Annotated in this window: 14 protein-coding genes; 8 read left to right on the top strand and 6 right to left on the bottom strand. The window is 73.5% G+C overall.

Features of this window, described 5'->3' with window-relative positions; all coding sequences use genetic code 11:
• Positions 1 to 3: 3 nt before the first annotated feature.
• The 5 genes from AB8Z75_RS09020 to AB8Z75_RS09000 all read left to right on the top strand — a co-directional run bounded on the left by AB8Z75_RS09020 (position 4) and on the right by AB8Z75_RS09000 (position 5,299).
• Positions 4 to 897 (top strand): 3-keto-5-aminohexanoate cleavage protein, encoded by an 894-nt coding sequence (locus tag AB8Z75_RS09020; RefSeq protein ID WP_369200893.1) that lies wholly within the window; start codon positions 4 to 6, stop codon positions 895 to 897.
• Positions 898 to 946: 49 nt separating this feature from the next.
• Complete coding sequence (locus AB8Z75_RS09015; RefSeq protein ID WP_369200892.1) at positions 947 to 1,912, top strand: 3-hydroxyacyl-CoA dehydrogenase NAD-binding domain-containing protein; 966 nt, start codon at positions 947 to 949, stop codon at positions 1,910 to 1,912.
• Complete coding sequence (locus tag AB8Z75_RS09010; protein WP_369200891.1) at positions 1,909 to 2,436, top strand: thioesterase family protein; 528 nt, start codon at positions 1,909 to 1,911, stop codon at positions 2,434 to 2,436. The genes AB8Z75_RS09015 and AB8Z75_RS09010 overlap by 4 nt, the downstream gene beginning before the upstream one ends.
• A gap of 386 nt (positions 2,437 to 2,822) precedes the next feature.
• Positions 2,823 to 3,782 carry a TauD/TfdA dioxygenase family protein gene (locus tag AB8Z75_RS09005; protein WP_369200890.1) on the top strand — a complete coding sequence of 320 codons (960 nt, stop codon included), beginning with the start codon at positions 2,823 to 2,825 and terminating at the stop codon, positions 3,780 to 3,782.
• A 161-nt stretch (positions 3,783 to 3,943) separates the two neighbouring features.
• Positions 3,944 to 5,299 carry a lipase family protein gene (locus AB8Z75_RS09000; RefSeq protein WP_369200889.1) on the top strand — a complete coding sequence of 452 codons (1,356 nt, stop codon included), beginning with the start codon at positions 3,944 to 3,946 and terminating at the stop codon, positions 5,297 to 5,299.
• Between the two features lie 159 nt (positions 5,300 to 5,458).
• Here AB8Z75_RS09000 and AB8Z75_RS08995 read toward each other — a convergent pair whose 3' ends face one another.
• From AB8Z75_RS08995 to AB8Z75_RS08980, 4 genes are all read right to left on the bottom strand, one after another.
• Positions 5,459 to 6,460 (bottom strand): zinc-binding dehydrogenase, encoded by a 1,002-nt coding sequence (locus tag AB8Z75_RS08995; protein WP_369200888.1) that lies wholly within the window; start codon positions 6,458 to 6,460, stop codon positions 5,459 to 5,461.
• Positions 6,461 to 6,598: 138 nt separating this feature from the next.
• Positions 6,599 to 7,639 carry a hypothetical protein gene (locus tag AB8Z75_RS08990; RefSeq protein WP_369200886.1) on the bottom strand — a complete coding sequence of 347 codons (1,041 nt, stop codon included), beginning with the start codon at positions 7,637 to 7,639 and terminating at the stop codon, positions 6,599 to 6,601.
• 146 nt (positions 7,640 to 7,785) lie between these two features.
• Positions 7,786 to 9,672, bottom strand: coding sequence for a long-chain fatty acid--CoA ligase (locus AB8Z75_RS08985; protein ID WP_369200885.1), 1,887 nt, complete (start codon positions 9,670 to 9,672; stop codon positions 7,786 to 7,788).
• Between the two features lie 273 nt (positions 9,673 to 9,945).
• Positions 9,946 to 11,265: an acetyl-CoA C-acetyltransferase gene (locus AB8Z75_RS08980; RefSeq protein WP_369200883.1), complete on the bottom strand. Its 1,320-nt coding sequence runs from the start codon at positions 11,263 to 11,265 to the stop codon at positions 9,946 to 9,948.
• A gap of 72 nt (positions 11,266 to 11,337) precedes the next feature.
• On the opposite strand from AB8Z75_RS08980, the gene AB8Z75_RS08975 reads away from it, so the two are divergent.
• On the top strand, positions 11,338 to 12,741 hold the full coding sequence (locus AB8Z75_RS08975) for a 3-oxoacyl-ACP reductase (protein ID WP_369200882.1): 1,404 nt from the start codon (positions 11,338 to 11,340) through the stop codon (positions 12,739 to 12,741).
• Here AB8Z75_RS08975 and AB8Z75_RS08970 read toward each other — a convergent pair.
• Positions 12,692 to 13,846 carry a TerD family protein gene (locus AB8Z75_RS08970; protein ID WP_369200881.1) on the bottom strand — a complete coding sequence of 385 codons (1,155 nt, stop codon included), beginning with the start codon at positions 13,844 to 13,846 and terminating at the stop codon, positions 12,692 to 12,694. The two genes, AB8Z75_RS08975 and AB8Z75_RS08970, sit on opposite strands and share 50 nt — an antisense overlap.
• 179 nt (positions 13,847 to 14,025) lie before the next feature.
• On the opposite strand from AB8Z75_RS08970, the gene AB8Z75_RS08965 reads away from it, so the two are divergent.
• The gene (locus tag AB8Z75_RS08965; RefSeq protein ID WP_369200880.1) at positions 14,026 to 14,640 is read left to right on the top strand and encodes a TetR/AcrR family transcriptional regulator; all 615 of its coding nucleotides are present in this window, start codon (positions 14,026 to 14,028) and stop codon (positions 14,638 to 14,640) included.
• A gap of 47 nt (positions 14,641 to 14,687) precedes the next feature.
• Here the strand turns inward: AB8Z75_RS08965 and AB8Z75_RS08960 are convergent, their stop codons facing one another.
• On the bottom strand, positions 14,688 to 15,347 hold the full coding sequence (locus tag AB8Z75_RS08960; RefSeq protein ID WP_369200879.1) for a class I SAM-dependent methyltransferase: 660 nt from the start codon (positions 15,345 to 15,347) through the stop codon (positions 14,688 to 14,690).
• A 69-nt stretch (positions 15,348 to 15,416) separates the two neighbouring features.
• Here AB8Z75_RS08960 and AB8Z75_RS08955 point away from each other — a divergent pair, with 69 nt between their 5' ends.
• Positions 15,417 to 15,632 carry a hypothetical protein gene (locus AB8Z75_RS08955; RefSeq protein WP_369200878.1) on the top strand — a complete coding sequence of 72 codons (216 nt, stop codon included), beginning with the start codon at positions 15,417 to 15,419 and terminating at the stop codon, positions 15,630 to 15,632.
• Positions 15,633 to 15,798 lie beyond the last annotated feature (166 nt).

The raw sequence follows: 15,798 nt of genomic DNA, 5'->3' as shown, positions 1-15,798 counted from the left end.
GCCATGCCCATCACCGAGAACGTCATCATCACCGCCGCCCTCACGGGCGCCGGTGACACGGTCGGGCGCAGCCCGCACGTGCCGGTCACCCCCGAGCAGATAGCCGCCTCCGCCGTGGAGGCCGCCGAGGCCGGTGCCGCCGTCGTGCACATCCACGTCCGCGACCCCGAGACCGGCAAGCCCTCCCGCGAGCGGCACCTCTACCGGGAGGTGCTGGAGCGGATCAAGGAGACGGGTACCGACGTCGTCATCAACCTGACGGCCGGCATGGGCGGCGACCTCGTGCTCGACGCCGACCAGCCGCTGGAGAAGGGCGCGCTGGACGGCACCGACCTGGTGGGCGGTCTCGACCGGCTCCCCCACGTCGAGGACCTGCTGCCCGACATCTGCACCCTGGACTGCGGCTCCCTCAACTTCGGCGACCAGCTCTACATCTCGACCACCGAGATGCTGCGCAAGGGCGCGCGCCGTATCCAGGAGCTGGGCGTGCGGCCGGAGTTGGAGATCTTCGACACCGGGCAGCTGTGGTTCGCCAAGCAGCTGCTCGACGAGGGGCTGCTGGACGAGCCGACCCTCTTCCAGCTGTGCATGGGCATCCCGTGGGGCGCGCCCGCGGACCCGGGCGTGCTGCAGTCGATGGTCAACTTCCTGCCGTCCGGGGCGCAGTGGGCGTCCTTCGCGCTGGGCCGCATGCAGATGCCGTGGGTGGCGCAGTCGATCCTGCTCGGCGGCAACGTGCGGGTCGGCCTGGAGGACAACCTGTACCTGTCGCGGGGTGTGAAGGCGACGAACGCGCAGCTCGTCGAGCGTGCTGTGCAGATCACCGAGTCCCTCGGCGCACGCGTGGCCTCGCCCGACGAGGCACGCGAGCAGCTCAGGCTGAAGCCCCGCGCCTGACGCCGGCTCGCCCCCTCCCCCACCCCTCCCACCTCAGGAGCACCACCACATGACCACCCCTCCCACAGAGCCCACCGACGTCACCAAGGTCACCTGCATCGGCGCGGGCGTCATCGGCGGCGGCTGGGTCGCCCACTTCCTGGCGCGCGGCTACGACGTGACCGCGTGGGACCCGGCGCCCGACGCGCCGGAGAAGCTGCGCCGCCTGGTGGACGCCGCCTGGCCCGCGCTGACCCAGCTCGGCCTGGCCGAGGGCGCCTCCCGCGACCGGCTGACGATCGCCGGCACGCTCGAAGAAGCGTGCGCCGAGGCGCAGTTCGTACAGGAGAGCGCCCCGGAGAAGCTGGACCTCAAGCGGGATCTGCTCGCCCAGCTCGACGCGGCGACGCCCTCCGGAGTCGTCATCGCCTCGTCCACGTCGGGCTACCCCATGACGGACATGCAGACCGAGGCCGCCGACCCGAGCCGGCTGCTGGTCGGGCACCCGTTCAACCCGCCGTACCTGATTCCGCTGGTGGAGGTGGTGGGCGGCGAGCGCACCGCGGGTGAGGCCGTCGCGTGGGCCTCGCGGTTCTACGAGGTGGCGGGCAAGTCGGTGATCACGATGGACCGCGAGGTCCCCGGCTTCATCGCCAACCGCCTCCAGGAGGCGCTGTGGCGGGAGGCGCTGCACATGGTGGCCAACGGGGAGGCCACCGTGAAGGAGATCGACGACTCGATCACCGAGGGGCCCGGGCTGCGCTGGGCGTTCATGGGGCCGTGCCTGACCTTCGCGCTCGCGGGCGGCGAGGGCGGAATGGGCCACATGCTCGACCACTTCGGCCCTTCCCTGAAGTCGCCGTGGACCCGACTGGAGGCGCCTGAGCTGGACGTGGCGCTGCGCGACGCGATGGTGGAGGGCTGCGAGGTGGCGGCGGACGGCCGCACCATCGCGGACCTGGTCGCCGAGCGGGACCAAGGCGTCATCGACGTGCTGCGCGCGACCGGCCGGCTGCCGAAGGGTGGAGCGGAATGACGGGCCGCTCGCTGCCGCTGTTCCACCAGACGGTCCGCCCGGAGTGGATCGACTACAACGGCCATATGAGCGAGGCCTTCTACGTCCTGGTCTTCGGGCACGCGACGGACACGATGATGGACGCCGTCGGCCTGGACCCGGCGTACCGGCAGAGCACCGGCTGTTCGCTGTACACGGTCGAGGCGCACGTGCGGTACCTGAAGGAGGTGCCCGAGGGCACCCCGCTCGCCCTGCGGACGCGGATCCTCGGTGTGGACGGCAAGAAGCTGCGCTTCGCCCACGAGATGTACGCGGGGCACGAGAGGGACGCCGGTGAGGCAGCCGGCGGCCAGGGGTCCGGGCCGGAGCCCGGCCGGGACTCCGGCGCGGAAGTGGTCGCCACGATCGAGCTGTTCGCGCTGCACGTGGGCGCTCAGGGCAGCGCTCCGTTCCCCGAGCCGGTGCGCGAGCGGCTCACCGCGCTGCTGGAGGAGCCTCCCGCGTGGGCGGGGCGCGCCATCGGTCCGGTGCCGCGCACCGTGTGAAGCGCCGGAGGGTCGGAGGAGCCGGAGGGTCGGAGGAGCCGGCCGGTCGGAGGAGCCGGCGGGGCCGACAGGGTTGGCAGGGTCGGCGGGGACGCGACAGGTCCCCGCCGACCCCCTCCGACCAGGGCCCCTGGAGGGTGGCAGGCCCGACGCCGTGTTGACGTTCCGGGGGCGTCGATCCCACAATGACCTCCATGGTCGCGCACTCCTCTTCCCCGCTCGGACGCCTCGGCGTCCCGTGGCGGCGTGGGTGCGAGCGATCCGGTCTCTAGCTGGGGCCCGGCTCCACAGGTAAGTCACGGAGCCACGGCACCAGTCCGCCCGCGCGGCGATGTCCGCCCGCGCGGCGCTTCCACCCCGACCGGATCCTTCTGGAGGACCCTTTCATGAGCATCACCACCCCTGGTACCGCTACGCCCACGCCCGCTACTCTCCGTGACGCCCGTGTTCCGGAGGGCGGCCTCTACGAGGGCGTGCGCACGCTGCGGCCCTACCCCGAGGGCTGGCAGGAGCGCCCGTACGAGCTGATCGAGGTCGTTCCGCAGACGCGGGTCATCGGTGCGGAGATCCGCGGTGCCGACCTGACGCAGCCGCTGAGCCCGGCGCTGCGTGAGGAGCTGAACCGGGCGCTGCTGGAGTGGAAGGTCCTCTTCTTCCGCGGCGCGAATCTGGCGCCCGAGCAGCAGGCCGCCTTCGCCCGCCACTGGGGCGAGCTGGAGACCAACCCGCTGCTGGCGCGCGGCTCCAGCGACGAGATCGTCCGCTTCGAGAAGGCCGCCGACACCGCGGGGACGCGGCCGACGTACGAGAACGTCTGGCACACGGATGTCACCTTCCGCGAGCGTCCCGCCATGGGCGCGGTGCTCCAGCTGCGGGAGGTGCCGCCGATCGGCGGGCACACCATGTGGGCGGACATGGCCGCCGCGTACGACAACCTGTCGCCGCGGGTGAAGGAGCGGATCGACGGCGCGACGGCCATGCACGACTTCATCCCCGGTTTCGCGCGCTTCACCTCCGCCGAGCGGCTGGCCGAACTCCAGGACGAGTTCCCGCCGGTCGAGCACCCGGTGGTGCGGACGCACCCGGAGACCGGGCGGAAGATGCTGTTCGTGAACACCTCGTTCACCACGCACATCGTGGGCATGGACCGCGCGGAGAGCGACCGTCTGCTCGCTGAGCTGGTGCGCCAGGCGCACGTGCCCGAGTACCAGGTGCGGTTCGCCTGGCAGCCCGGCGACATCGCCTTCTGGGACAACCGCGCCACCCAGCACTACGCGCTGTTCGACTACATGGGGCACCGCCGCGTCGCCGAGCGCGTCGCCGTCGTCGGCGACCGCCCCTTCTGACCGGGCCCTTCCGCCTCCGGCAGCCCCTTGCCGGAGCACCCCTCCCACCGCCGATTTCCGGACGATCCCCCCTCCGCCCCGTGGCGCGGGCTCCTGAGGCGTCAGTACCGTCGGGAGAGCCGGCCTCACGCTCCGGCGCACAGCGGAGTTGGGAGAAGGCCATGGAGTCGTTCCGTGCGGCGTCGGCTGGTGGGCGGGGCGCAAGGCGGCCACGCCCGGCACGGCACCGTGGCCGCACCGCGGCCGGCGCGGTGGTGTCCGCGCTGGCCGCGGTGGCCCTGACGGCCCTGACGGGCGCGGCACCGGCGTCGGGAACCGAACAGACGGCCGCACAGGGGGCCGTGCAGGGAACCGCCCAGGGGGGCGTGCAGGAGCCCGCCCCCCTGGGGGCCGGACCGGACACCAAGGCCGCGGTCCGGACGGCGGCGCCGTCCGGACGCGGTGGCGGTCCCGGCACCGTGCTGAGCGCGGAGCCGACCAGCTTCCAGTACTGGCCCGGCGTTCCCACCGACACCTCCGCCTGGAAGATCACCTACCGTTCCACCAGCGCGGACGGCCGGCCCAACGCGGTCTCCGGCACCGTCCTCGTGCCGCACGACGGCAGGAGCGGCCCGCGCCCCCTCATCACGTACGCCGTGGGCACCGTCGGCATGGGCGACCAGTGCGCGCCCTCGTCCGGCTTTCCCGACGGGACGACCACCGAGGCGCCGCTCATCAACGCGGCGCTCGTGCGCGGGTACGCGGTGGCCGTCACCGACTACGAGGGGCTCGGCACCCCCGGCGACCACACCTACACCGTGGCCCGCGCCGAGGCCACCGCCGTACTGGACGCCGCACGGGCCGCCCAGCGGCTGCCCGGAGCACGGGAGCGCGGCGTCGGGCCGCGCTCGCCGGTCGGCATCATGGGCTACTCCCAGGGCGGGCAGGCCAGCGCGAAGGCCGCCGAGATCGCCGCCTGGTACGCGCCCGGACTCGACGTCAGGGGCACGGCCAGCGGTGGTGTCCCCGCCGACCTGACCCAGGTGGCCGAGGCCAGTGACGGCGGGGACAACGCCGGGTTCGTCCTGATGTCGGCGATCGGCCACGACGCGGCCTTCCCCGGGCTGCATCTGGAGAAGTACCTCAACGCGGAGGGCCGACGGCTGACCGAGTCGGCCCGCGACGCCTGCGCGAGCGAGATCCTCCGGGCGGCCGAGGGCAGGCGCATCGACGACCTGACCGTGACGAACCCGCTCCGGCGTCCGGACTGGCGGTTCAGGATCGCCGCCGACACGCTCGGCAGGCGGGCCCCGGCCGCACCCACCTTCGTCTACCACGGTGAGGCCGACGAGGTCGTCCCGTACGCCCAGGGCCAGGGGCTGCGCGCCGACTGGTGCGCCAGGGGCAACGCCGTCAGTTTCCGGTCGTTCCCCGGCTCGAACCACGTGGGCACGGCCGTCGCGGGCAACGGCCCGGCGCTCGCCTGGCTCGGTGACCGCTTCGCGGGCGAGCCCGCACCGGACGACTGCCCCGCGTAGGGATCACACCGGACCACTCCCCCGCGCAGGCGTCACGCGTGACCACTCCCCCCGCGCAGGCGCCACACCGGGCCACTCCCCCGCGCAGGGATCACGCCGGACCACTGCCCCGCGTGGGCGTCCGGGCGGACGGGCCGGCCAGGGCCCGGCCGCCTCGGCTCACTCCACCGTCAGCAGCGTCTTGCCCAGGACCTCGCGGGCCTCGATCGCGGCGTGCGCCCTGGCCGCGTCCACCAGCGGGACCGTCTGGCCGACGACGGGCGCAAGACGTCCCGCGGCGGTCTCGAAGAGCGCGCGGTCCAGCAGCGGTTTCGCCTCGGCGGGGGAGAGCTGCACCTGCTCGATACCGGCCAGGCTCACGCCGCGTGCGGCGGCTGCTTCCCGGGGGAGCTCGGCGAAGCCGCCACCGGGTGCGCCGTGCGCGGAGAAGCGGCCACCGTGCGCGGTCAGCGCGAACGCCTCGCGGCCCGGCGTGCCGCCCGCGCCGTCGAAGACGACGTCGACGCCGCGCCCGCCGACCACGGCGCGCACCTTCTCGACCCATCCCGCTTCGGTGTAGTCGAGCGCCATGTGAGCCCCCAGCTCCTCGCGGGCGAGCGCCAGTTTCCGCTCGCCGCGCGCCGCGGCCACCACGCGCGCCCCGGCCGCACGTGCCAGCTGCACCAGCAGGGACCCGAGGCCGCCGGCCGCCGCCAGCACGAGCACCCAGGCGCCGGGCCGCAGGGCGCCCTCGCTGACGGCGTTGTCGAAGAGGCGTACGGCGGTGGGGCCGTCGTGTGCGAGCGCGGTGGCCGCTTGCAGGGTCGCGCCGGGCGGCAGGGCGCTCACCGTCTCGACGCGCGCGAGCGCCCGCTGCGCGTATCCGCCGCCGGGCGCGGCACCGTCGGAAAGAACGGTCTTGGCGACGACCTGCCTGCCCAGCCACGCGTGGTCCACGTCGGGCCCGACGGCGGTGATCCGGCCGCCGACCGCGCCGCCGGGGACGTAGGGCAGCGGCGGGGTGAAGAAGGCCTCGCCGCGCCGCACCTGGGTCTCCAGGAAGAGCACGTCGGCGTAGGCCACGTCGATGACGGCCTGCCCTGGGCCTGCTACGGGGTCGGGCAGTTCGACGGCCCGGAGGACGTCGGGTCCGCCGAACCGCTCCAGTTGGATACCGCGCATCGTGACCAACCTCTTCCCGTTCCCGCTTCGCGCGCTCCGCGCGCTGTGGCCGTGCCCTCGCGGGTTCTGTGCGAGGGGCCGAACGGGAAGAAGTCTTCAACTTCAACTGAGGTTCATGTCAATCGGCGGGCAGCGATGTCAATCCGCCGCCGGCGTCCGCACCTCGTCGCGGATGCCGTCGACGCGGTCCGCCCACTTCTGCAGGTCCACGTCCTGGGGATCGACCGAGTAGGTGTCCAGGCTGTCGTTGGCGATGTACGCGGCTGTTCCGGGATCACTCCAGGCGCACACGGGTATCGTCAGCTTCCTGCCCTGCTGCGTCTTGACCAGGACCTCGCAGGTCAGCGGGTCGCCGGACCCGGTGGGGGTGAAGTCGCGGCGCTTGACGGCCACGTCCATGGCCGAGCCGGACTCCATGCCGTCCATCATCTGGTTCTTCGACAGCTCCGGGTTGCCGTAGTCCTCGCCGCTGGCGGCGCCGTAGAGCAGGCGCGAGGTGCCGGCGGCGTCGGCGTAGGAGCCCAGGTGGGCCTCCTCCCCCGGGTTTCCGGTGTCGACCGAGTCGCTGAGGTCGTCCTTCAGCTTGTACGAGCCGCCGTCCAACGTCTTGGGGAACTCCAGTTCGTACCGGGTCTCCGATTCGCTCGGGCTCGGCGTCGGCTCCTCGGTGTCCTCCGACGGTTCGGTGTCGTCGGCCGGCGCCTCGGAGTGCTGCGGCTTCGCCTTGTCCCCCTTGTCGTCGTCATCGCCGCCGGAGACGGCCAGCAGCGTCCCGGCGACCGCGATTGCCACGGCGAGCACCCCGCCCACCACAAGGGCGACGACCTTGTTGCTCCTGTTCGGCGGCGGACCGGGCGGCGGACCCCCGTACGGGCCGACCGGGCCCGCGGGGCCCGTTGCGCCCGGGTAACCGGGCTGCCCGAACGCGCCGGGGGCGCCCGGCTGGCCATAGCCACCGCCGGACTGGCCATAGCCACCGCCGGACTGGCCATAGCCGCCGCCGGACTGGCCGTAGCTCCCGGACTGGCCGAAGCCGCCACCGGGCTGGCCGAAGCCGCCGCCCGGAGGTGGCCCGAAACCGCCTCCGGACGAGGGCTGCTGCGGTTGCTGCGGTTGCTGTGGTTGCTGCGGCTGCTGGCCGGGGGGCTGGCTCGGCGGCGGCTGCGGGGGTGTCGTCATCCCGTTCCTCCCGACGCGAGGGAGGCGTACCAAGCCCATCCCCCGACTCGTTCTCCCTGGTACTCACCTCACGGTACCGCCGTCTCGCCGGGAGGTGACCGACGGGTGGCCCGTTGTGCGGCCTTCCGGCGCCGCGGGCACCGCCCTCAGCTGCCGTACAGCCGGTCGATCTGCTCCGCGTAGTCCCGGACGATGGCCGCCCGGCGCAGCTTCATCGACGGCGTCAGATGCCCGCCCTCCTCCGTGAAGTCCCGCGGCAGCACGACGAACCTGCGGATCGACTCGGCGCGCGAGACCTGCGAGTTGGCCTCGTCGACCGCCTGCTGGAGGTTGCGCAGCAGGTCCTCGTCGGCCACCAGGTCCGCCGGGGACAGGTGTTCCTTCTTGTGCATCCGCTGCCAGTGCGCGAGCCCGTCGGGCTCCAGCGTCACCAGCGCCGCCACGTACGGGCGGTTGTCGCCGACCACCAGACACTGGCTGACCAGCGGGTGGGCGCGCAACCAGTCCTCCAGCGGCGCGGGCGCCAGGTTCTTGCCGCCCGAGGTGATGATGAGGTCCTTCTTCCGCCCCGTGATGCTCAGGTACCCCTCCGAGTCCAGCGCCCCCAGGTCGCCGGTGGGCATCCAGCCGTCGGCGTCCGCGTGCGGGACGGCGCCCTCGGTGTCCGCGTCCCAGTAGCCGCGGAAGACGTGCTCCCCCTTGACCAGCACCTCGCCGTCGTCCGCGATCCGCAGCGACGTGCCGGGGAGGGGCCAGCCCACCGTGCCCAAACGTGGCTTGAGCGGCGGTGTGGCCGTCGTCGCCGCCGTCGTCTCGGTCAGCCCGTACCCCTCGTAGATCGTCACGCCCGCGCCCTCGAAGAACGCGGCCAGCCGGTGGCCCAGCGGGGAGCCGCCGCAGATCACGTAGCGGCAGCGCCCGCCGAGCGCGGCCCGTATCCGCCGGTAGATCAACGCGTCGTACAGCCCGCGCGCCGCCCGCAGCCCGACCCCGGGACCGCCGCCGAACCCGTGCTCCTGCGCCTCGATTGCCTCCCCGTACCGCTGCGCGATCCGCGCCCCCCGGTCGAAGGAGGAGGCCCGGCCCATCTTCTCCGCCGTCGCCCGCCCGGTGTTGTAGACCTTCTCCAGCACGTACGGGATGCCCAGCAGGAACGTCGGGCGGAACCCGGCCAGGTCGGCCAGCAGGTCGTCCGTCTTGATGCTCGGCGCGTGCCCGAGCCGCACCCGCGCGCGCAGGCAGCCGATCGCCACCATCCTGCCGAACACGTGCGACAGCGGCAGGAACAGCAGTGTCGAGGGCTCCTGCGACGTCACCGACTTGAAGACCGGATGCAGCAGCTCGATGGCGTTGTCCACCTCGGCGAAGAAGTTCCCGTGGGTGAGCACACAGCCCTTCGGGGGCCCTGTGGTGCCCGAGGTGTAGATCAGCGTCGCCACCGACTGCGGGGTCAGGTTGGCGCGGCGCTCGGCCACCAGCGCGTCGGGCACCTGGCGCCCCGCGTCCACCACATGGGAGACCGCGCCCGAACTGAACTGCCACAGGTGTTCCAGCGCGGGCAGGTTGCCGCGCTCCGCGCTCAGCAGACGCGTCTGCTCGACGTCCTCCACGAAACAGGCGCGGACCCGCGCGTCCTGGAGGATGTGCCGGGCCTGCGAGGCCGACGACGTCGGGTACACAGGCACCGTGATCAGGCCCGCCGCCCACGCGGCGAAGTCCGTCAGCGTCCACTCGTAGGTGGTGCGGGCCATGATGGCGACCCGGTCGCCCGGCTGGAGCCCCAGTGCGACGAGGCCCTTGGCCATCGCCAGGACCTCGCCGGCGAACTCGCGGGCCGACATCTCGTACCAGGAGCCGTCGGGGCTCTTGCGGCTGAGCGCCGGCTCCTCGGGGGCCTCGGCGGCGTTGGTGAACGGGATGTCGGCGAGCGAGCCGGTGGTCACCCTCGGCGCCAGCGGCGGCACCGAGACCTCGCGGACGCGGTCGGCCACGACGGTGGTGCGGGGCGGCGTGAGGGCGGGTGGCTGCGACATGGTGCGGCTCCTTGATGGTCGGTGGGTGGGACCCCCGGCCCCGCCCTTTCACCGTCTCTCGGGCTCCGCCCTTCCCCGGGCCCTGGAATCAGCCCCGGGCCCTGGAATCAGCCCCGAGCCCTGGAATCAGCACCCAGGGCCTGGAATCAGCCCCCTCCCAGCCTTCGGCCGGGAGGTGCCCCGGGCGTTTGCAGACGAGCGAAGCGACTCCCGTGGCGTGGGGGCGGAGGCCCCCAAGGAAACGGTGGAAGGGCGGGATCGGGGACAAAGTGCCTACGCGCGCTCCAGTACGGCGGTCACCCCCAACCCTCCGGCCGCACACACGGAGATGAGCCCCTTCGCCCCGGCGGGGGCGTCCCGCTGGGCGAGCAGCGCGGCGCCGGTCGCCACGATCCGCGCCCCGGTCGCCGCGAACGGATGCCCGGTGGCGAGCGAGGAGCCGGCGACGTTGAGCCGTTCACGGTCGAGGGGCGCCAACCCCGCCTTCTCCCACGCGGCGAGCGTCGCGAGCACCTGCGAGGCGAACGCTTCGTGCATCTCGACCAGTTCGAAGTCCTCGGTGCCCAGGCCGAGCCGCTCCAGCATGCGGGGCACGGCGACGGCGGGCGCCATGAGCAGCCCGTCGCCTGCGTCTTCGCCGCCGACGAAGTCGACGGCGGCCGTCTCGTAGGCGGACAGATAGGCGAGTGGCCGCAGTCCGCGCTCGGCGGCCCACTCCTCGCTCGCCAGCAGCACGGTGGCGGCGCCGTCGGTCAGCGGCGTGGAGTTGCCCGCGGTCATGGTCGCCTCCGCCGCGCCGCTCCCGCCGTCCGTACCGGCGTCCAGGCCGAAGACGGGTGTGAGCGCTGCGAGTTTCTCCGGCGTCGTGCCGGGCCGCAGGTTCTGGTCCCGGGCGAGCCCGTTGAAGGGCACGACGAGGTCGTGGAGCAGGCCGGTGTCGTAGGCGGTGGCCAGCCGCTGGTGGCTGGTGGCGGCGAGGACATCCTGCTCGTGGCGGCCGATGCCCCACGCGCGTGCGGTACGGGCGGCGTGCTCACCCATGGACAGCCCGGTGCGGGGCTCGGCGTTGCGCGGGATGTCCGGCACCAGGTGGCGGGGCCTGACGCGGGCGAGCGCGCGGGCCCGCTCCTTGAGCGTTTTCGCGCGCCGGGTGGCGAGCAGGATGCGCCGCAGTTGGTCGTTCACGCCGAGCGGGGCGTCGCTGGCGGTGTCGGCGCCGCCGGCGATGCCCGCCTCGGTCTGGCCGAGGGCGATCTTGTTGGCGACGGCGATGACGGCCTGGAGGCCGGTGCCGCAGGCCTGTTGGATGTCGTAGGCGGGGGTGCGGGCATCGAGCGCGGAGCCGAGGACGGTCTCGCGCGCGAGGTTGAAGTCGCGGCTGTGCTTGAGGACGGCGCCGGCGACGAACTCGTCGACCGCGCGCTCGCCGTGCAGCCCATGGCGCTCGACGAGCCCGTCGAGGGCCGCGGTGAGCATGTCCTGGTTCGAACAGGTGGCGTAGGGGCCGTCCGAGCGTGCGAAGGGGATACGGCTGCCGCCGATGACGGCGACGCGGCGCGGACGGTCCGCGCTGATGAGGCCGGTGGAACTCATCCTCGACCAAACTCCTGACCTGAAAGTAACCTTACTCGGAAGTAAATTTACGCGAGCCGGAGGAGTTGGGGAATGGCCGATCGCTACCTTCGTTGGACGCACACAGGACCGGGCCGTTTCCTCACACGCCGGCTCGGCCTCCCCCGTCCCGAAGTACTGCACCGCTGGAGCGCGGAGCGTCCCACGCTGGAGGGCGGCCCGCTGCTGCACCTGAGCGCCACCGCCACGGGAGGCTGCGACGAGAAGGAGCTGCGAGAGGCGCTGGAGGGCTGCGGCCTGCCCGTCGTACGCGAGCGTACGGACGGGGAAGGACGCGTCGCCGCCGTACTCGTCGACGCTACGGCCCTCGGCACGGTGGCGGAACTCTCGGGCGTGCACGCGTCGCTGCACCCGCTGCTGCGCCGGCTCGCGCCGTGCGGGCGCGTGGTGCTGCTCGGAGCCCGTCCGGCGCCGGACGACCACCACCAGGCCGCCGCACAGCAGGCGTTGGAGGGCTTCGTCCGCTCGCTCGGCAAGGAGCTGGGGCGGGGCCGCACGGCGAACCTGGTCCGCCTGGCACCGCCGGCCGGCGCGGAGTCCGCGGCCTCGACACTGCGCTTCCTCCTCTCGCCCCGGTCCGCCTTCGTGAGCGGCCAGGTGATCGAGGTGGCGGCGGACGGAACCGTGCCGGACCCCTCGGACGGCAGCCCCGCCGGAAGCGGCGAAGGAAGCGGACGCGTGCGCGGAAGCGGCACCGGCACCGGCACCGGCGAGGGGCGGCGCGTCGCCCTGGTGACGGGCGCGGCCCGTGGCATCGGCGAGCAGATCGCAGGCCGGCTGGCACGCGAGGGCGCCCACGTGTTCTGTCTCGACGTGGAGCAGGCCGCAGCCGACCTCACCCGCGTCGCGGACCGGCTCGGCGGCACGGCGCTGCCCCTGGACATCACCGCCGGCGACGCGGGAGCCCGCATCGTCGAGGCGCTGCCCGACGGCCGCCTCGACGTCCTCGTCCACAACGCGGGCATCACCCGCGACCGCAGGCTCGTCAACATGGCCGCCGACCGGTGGGCCGACGTGCTGGACGTCAACCTGGCGAGCGTGCTGCGCACCACCGACCACCTGCTGGCCGCGGGCGCGCTGCGCGGCTCACGCGTGGTCGCCACCGCCTCGATCGCGGGCATCGCGGGCAACGTGGGACAGACCAACTACGCGGCCAGCAAGGCAGGCGTCATCGGCTTCGTGAGGGCGCTCGCGCCGCGGGCGAGGGCGGAGCACGCCACGACGGTCAACGCCGTGGCGCCCGGGTTCATCGAGACGCGGATGACGGCCGCCGTGCCGTTCGTCATCCGGGAGGCGGGGCGCCGCATGAACTCCCTCTCCCAGGGCGGGCAGCCCCTCGACGTGGCCGAGACCGTGGCCTGGCTCGCCGAGCCCGCCAGCCACGCGGTCAACGGCCAGACGGTCCGCGTCTGCGGCCAGTCCCTGCTCGGCGCCTGAGACGCCCGCCCACCACGCCCACGGAGCCCTGATGCCGACACCACTGGCCCTGCACCTGCTCAAGGGAGCCCTCACCTCGCCCACCAAGCGGGGCCCCTACGCCGCAGCCCGCCTGCCGCAGGCCACACTCGCCCTCCCGCCCGCCGTCCCCGACCCCGCGCACGTGCGCCGCTACGCGCAGGTGTGCGGCCACGACCCGCGTGCGGACACGCTCCCGCCCGCGTACCCGCACGTCATGGCGTTCCCTCTGGCCACCCGGCTGATGGCACGCCGGGACTTCCCCTTCCCCCTCCTCGGACTGGTGCACACCCGCATCGAGCTGACGCGGCATCGGCCGCTCGCCCGCACGGACGGGATCGGGCTGACCGTCCACACCGAGGGCCTGGCCGCGCACCGCAGGGGGACCACGTTCGACGTGGTCACGCGGGCGGAGAGCGGCGGGGAGGTCGTGTGGGACTCCCGCAGCACCTACCTGTGCAGGCACCACCGCACCGCGGACTCCGAGACCCACGAGAGCGCGCGGACACCCGCCGCCGAGCCTCTGCCCGCCACGCGGACCTGGAGCCTGCCCGCCGGACTCGGCCGCCGCTACGCCGCGGTCTCGGGCGACCGCAACCCCCTCCACGTTCACCCCGAAGTCGGTGGCGATGCCACCCAGCCCGTTCGCGTACCCCTGGCCGACCGCGCGGACCTTCCAGGCCTCGTTCCTGCGGTAGAGCTCCACCACCAGCAGTGCCGTCTCGGAGCCGAGCTGCGGCGGGGTGAAGGTGGCGAGCACGGAGCCACTCGCGGCGTCGCGGACCGTGGCGGTGGGCTCCGTGCCCGCGAAGGTGGCGCCCGCGTCGACGCTCGCGGTGACGACGACCTTGTCGATCTCGGCGGGGACGGCGCCGGTCTCCACCGTGATGGTGTCGGCGGCGCCGCTGCTGTGGGTCACGCCGGGCGCGGTCGGCTGGTTGTAGAAGACGAAGTCCTCGTCCGAACGCACCTTGCCCTGGGGGCTCAGCAACAGTGCCGAGACGTCGAGCTTCGTGGGTGCGGTCACGTCCACCGCCACGCGCTGCGCGGTCAGCGGAAGATTGGCGCCGGGAGTCATTGCGGTCATGCCGAAGGTAACGACCGGCCCCGCTTTGCGGTTCCTTTGCCGAGGACCCGTTCTGATCCGCCCACGGGTGCGGGACGGCGCGGGGCGTACAGTGGAGCTCCGGTAGACCGGGCGGTCTACCGAGGCCGGGACGCACAGCGGACGGGACCGGTTCGATCCGGGAAGGGAGCCGTGGGGCAGTGGGGACGGGTACGGCCGAGGCGGGGGAGCTGACCCCGGGGGCGCGCAAGGTGCTGGAAGCCGCGAGCACGCTCTTCTACGAGCGGGGCATCACCGCTGTCGGCGTCGATCTGATCGCCAAAGAGGCGGGGACCACCAAGAAGACCCTCTACGACCGGTTCGGCGGCAAGGACGCGCTGATCGCCGCGTATCTGCGCGAGCGCGACCGGCGCTGGCGGTCCTGGCTCACGGGATGGCTGGAGGAGCACGCCGCTCAAGCGGGGCCGCGGGCCAGGCTGCTGGCGACCTTCGACGCGCTCGCCGAGTGGACGCGGAGCCACAACCCGCGCGGCTGCGGCTTCGTCAACGCCGCGGCGGAGCTGCCCGATCCGGCGCACCCGGGCCGCCGGATCATCACCGACCAGAAGCTGTGGCTGCGCGGCTGCCTGTACGAGCTGGCGGTCGCGGCGGGCGCGGCCGACCCCGGCAGGCTGGCCGACGAGCTGACGCTGCTGCACGAGGGCGCGACGGTGCTGTGCGGTCTCGCGTTCGTCGACGACCCGGTGACCCGCGCCCGCGCCCTGGCCGAGCAGGCCCTCGACCACGCGGGCGCGACGCGCTGGCAGCGGCCCTGAGGCCTGCGGTACAGCGCCTCTCGGTGCACGGCCCGCTGGGAAAAGCCCTAGCTCCGCCGCGCGACCAGTTGCAGGCGCGTGGCCTGGTGGCCGCCCAGGGTCGGCGCCGTGCCGGTGCGCTCCTCGGTGAGCCCGAAGCCGCTGTCCGCCAGCAGGGCGCGCAGGTGTTCGGGGGTGTGGTGCCTGAAGAGGCCTCCCTCGGGGGTGGTGAAGGTTCCGTACGGGGCGTGCGGTGTCGCCTTGCTGTGCTGCTCGTAGCGGGCGACGTTGCGCGCGTCGCGTTGAAGGGGGACCTCACTCACGTACAACGTGCCGCCGGGGCGCACCACGCGGGCCAGCTCGGCCATGACCGCGCGCTGGGCCCGGTCGTCCGGCACACAGTTGAGGACGGCGAACAGCAGCGCGGCGTCGTAGGAGCCGTCCGCGTCGGGCAGCGGCAGCCGGGACTGGTGGCGCAGCGCCAGGTCCGGGCGCTCCCGCAGTCCGCGCTCGATCATGGCGCGGGAGGGGTCGACGCCCAGCACGTGCGGATACCCCAGCTCGGCCAGGCGCGCCGTCAGCCGCCCGTAGCCGCAGCCGTAGTCGAGGACACGTCCTTCGCGGGGGATGTGGGCGGCCAGCAGGCCGGGGTCGAGGGCGTGTGTGAACGTCTTCGTCGCGCCGTCGGCTTCCCAGAACCCGTGCACCGCGGGGTGAACACCAGCCATGGGCAGACGGTACCGCCGCGGCCCCGGGCCGAGGTGCGTGGCGGGAGGCGCGGGCGCAACCTGGAGGGTATGAGTGCGGTCCTCGTCGTCCATCCGCCCTCCCCCGCCGGCGGTCGCCAGGTGAGTGCGCGCGGCGAGACACTGGGCACCGCCTACGGGCTGACCGACTTGATCGAATATCTGCGCCGTGCCGGACTCGATGTCGCTACCGTCGACCTGTACGACGATGCGATCATCGAGTGGCAGGGCGGCAACCACCTGGTCTGGGGCCGCGAGCCGGAATGATCACCGCTCGGCGGGGACGGAACCCGCGGGGGCGGTGTGTGGGGACCCCCCCCCCCCCCCCCCCCCCCCCCCCCCCCCCCCCCCCCCCCCCCCCCCCCCCCCCCCCCCCCCCCCCCTACGGGCTGACCGACTTGATCGAATATCTGCGCCGTGCCGGACTCGATGT

This window comes from Streptomyces sp. PU-14G (genome assembly GCF_041028275.1).
In the GTDB taxonomy this organism is placed as follows: domain Bacteria; phylum Actinomycetota; class Actinomycetes; order Streptomycetales; family Streptomycetaceae; genus Streptomyces.
The sequence above is the reverse complement of the archived record's forward strand: the minus strand, read 5'-3'. Positions and strand labels throughout refer to the sequence as shown.

Coding starts and splice junctions, on each gene's coding strand:
- AB8Z75_RS09020 (WP_369200893.1), top strand. CDS start 4: ATGCCCATCACCGAGAACGTCATCATCACCGCCGCCCTCACGGGCGCC.
- AB8Z75_RS09015 (WP_369200892.1), top strand. CDS start 947: ATGACCACCCCTCCCACAGAGCCCACCGACGTCACCAAGGTCACCTGC.
- AB8Z75_RS09010 (WP_369200891.1), top strand. CDS start 1,909: ATGACGGGCCGCTCGCTGCCGCTGTTCCACCAGACGGTCCGCCCGGAG.
- AB8Z75_RS09005 (WP_369200890.1), top strand. CDS start 2,823: ATGAGCATCACCACCCCTGGTACCGCTACGCCCACGCCCGCTACTCTC.
- AB8Z75_RS09000 (WP_369200889.1), top strand. CDS start 3,944: ATGGAGTCGTTCCGTGCGGCGTCGGCTGGTGGGCGGGGCGCAAGGCGG.
- AB8Z75_RS08995 (WP_369200888.1), bottom strand. CDS start 6,460: ATGCGCGGTATCCAACTGGAGCGGTTCGGCGGACCCGACGTCCTCCGG.
- AB8Z75_RS08990 (WP_369200886.1), bottom strand. CDS start 7,639: ATGACGACACCCCCGCAGCCGCCGCCGAGCCAGCCCCCCGGCCAGCAG.
- AB8Z75_RS08985 (WP_369200885.1), bottom strand. CDS start 9,672: ATGTCGCAGCCACCCGCCCTCACGCCGCCCCGCACCACCGTCGTGGCC.
- AB8Z75_RS08980 (WP_369200883.1), bottom strand. CDS start 11,265: ATGAGTTCCACCGGCCTCATCAGCGCGGACCGTCCGCGCCGCGTCGCC.
- AB8Z75_RS08975 (WP_369200882.1), top strand. CDS start 11,338: ATGGCCGATCGCTACCTTCGTTGGACGCACACAGGACCGGGCCGTTTC.
- AB8Z75_RS08970 (WP_369200881.1), bottom strand. CDS start 13,846: ATGACCGCAATGACTCCCGGCGCCAATCTTCCGCTGACCGCGCAGCGC.
- AB8Z75_RS08960 (WP_369200879.1), bottom strand. CDS start 15,347: ATGGCTGGTGTTCACCCCGCGGTGCACGGGTTCTGGGAAGCCGACGGC.
- AB8Z75_RS08955 (WP_369200878.1), top strand. CDS start 15,417: ATGAGTGCGGTCCTCGTCGTCCATCCGCCCTCCCCCGCCGGCGGTCGC.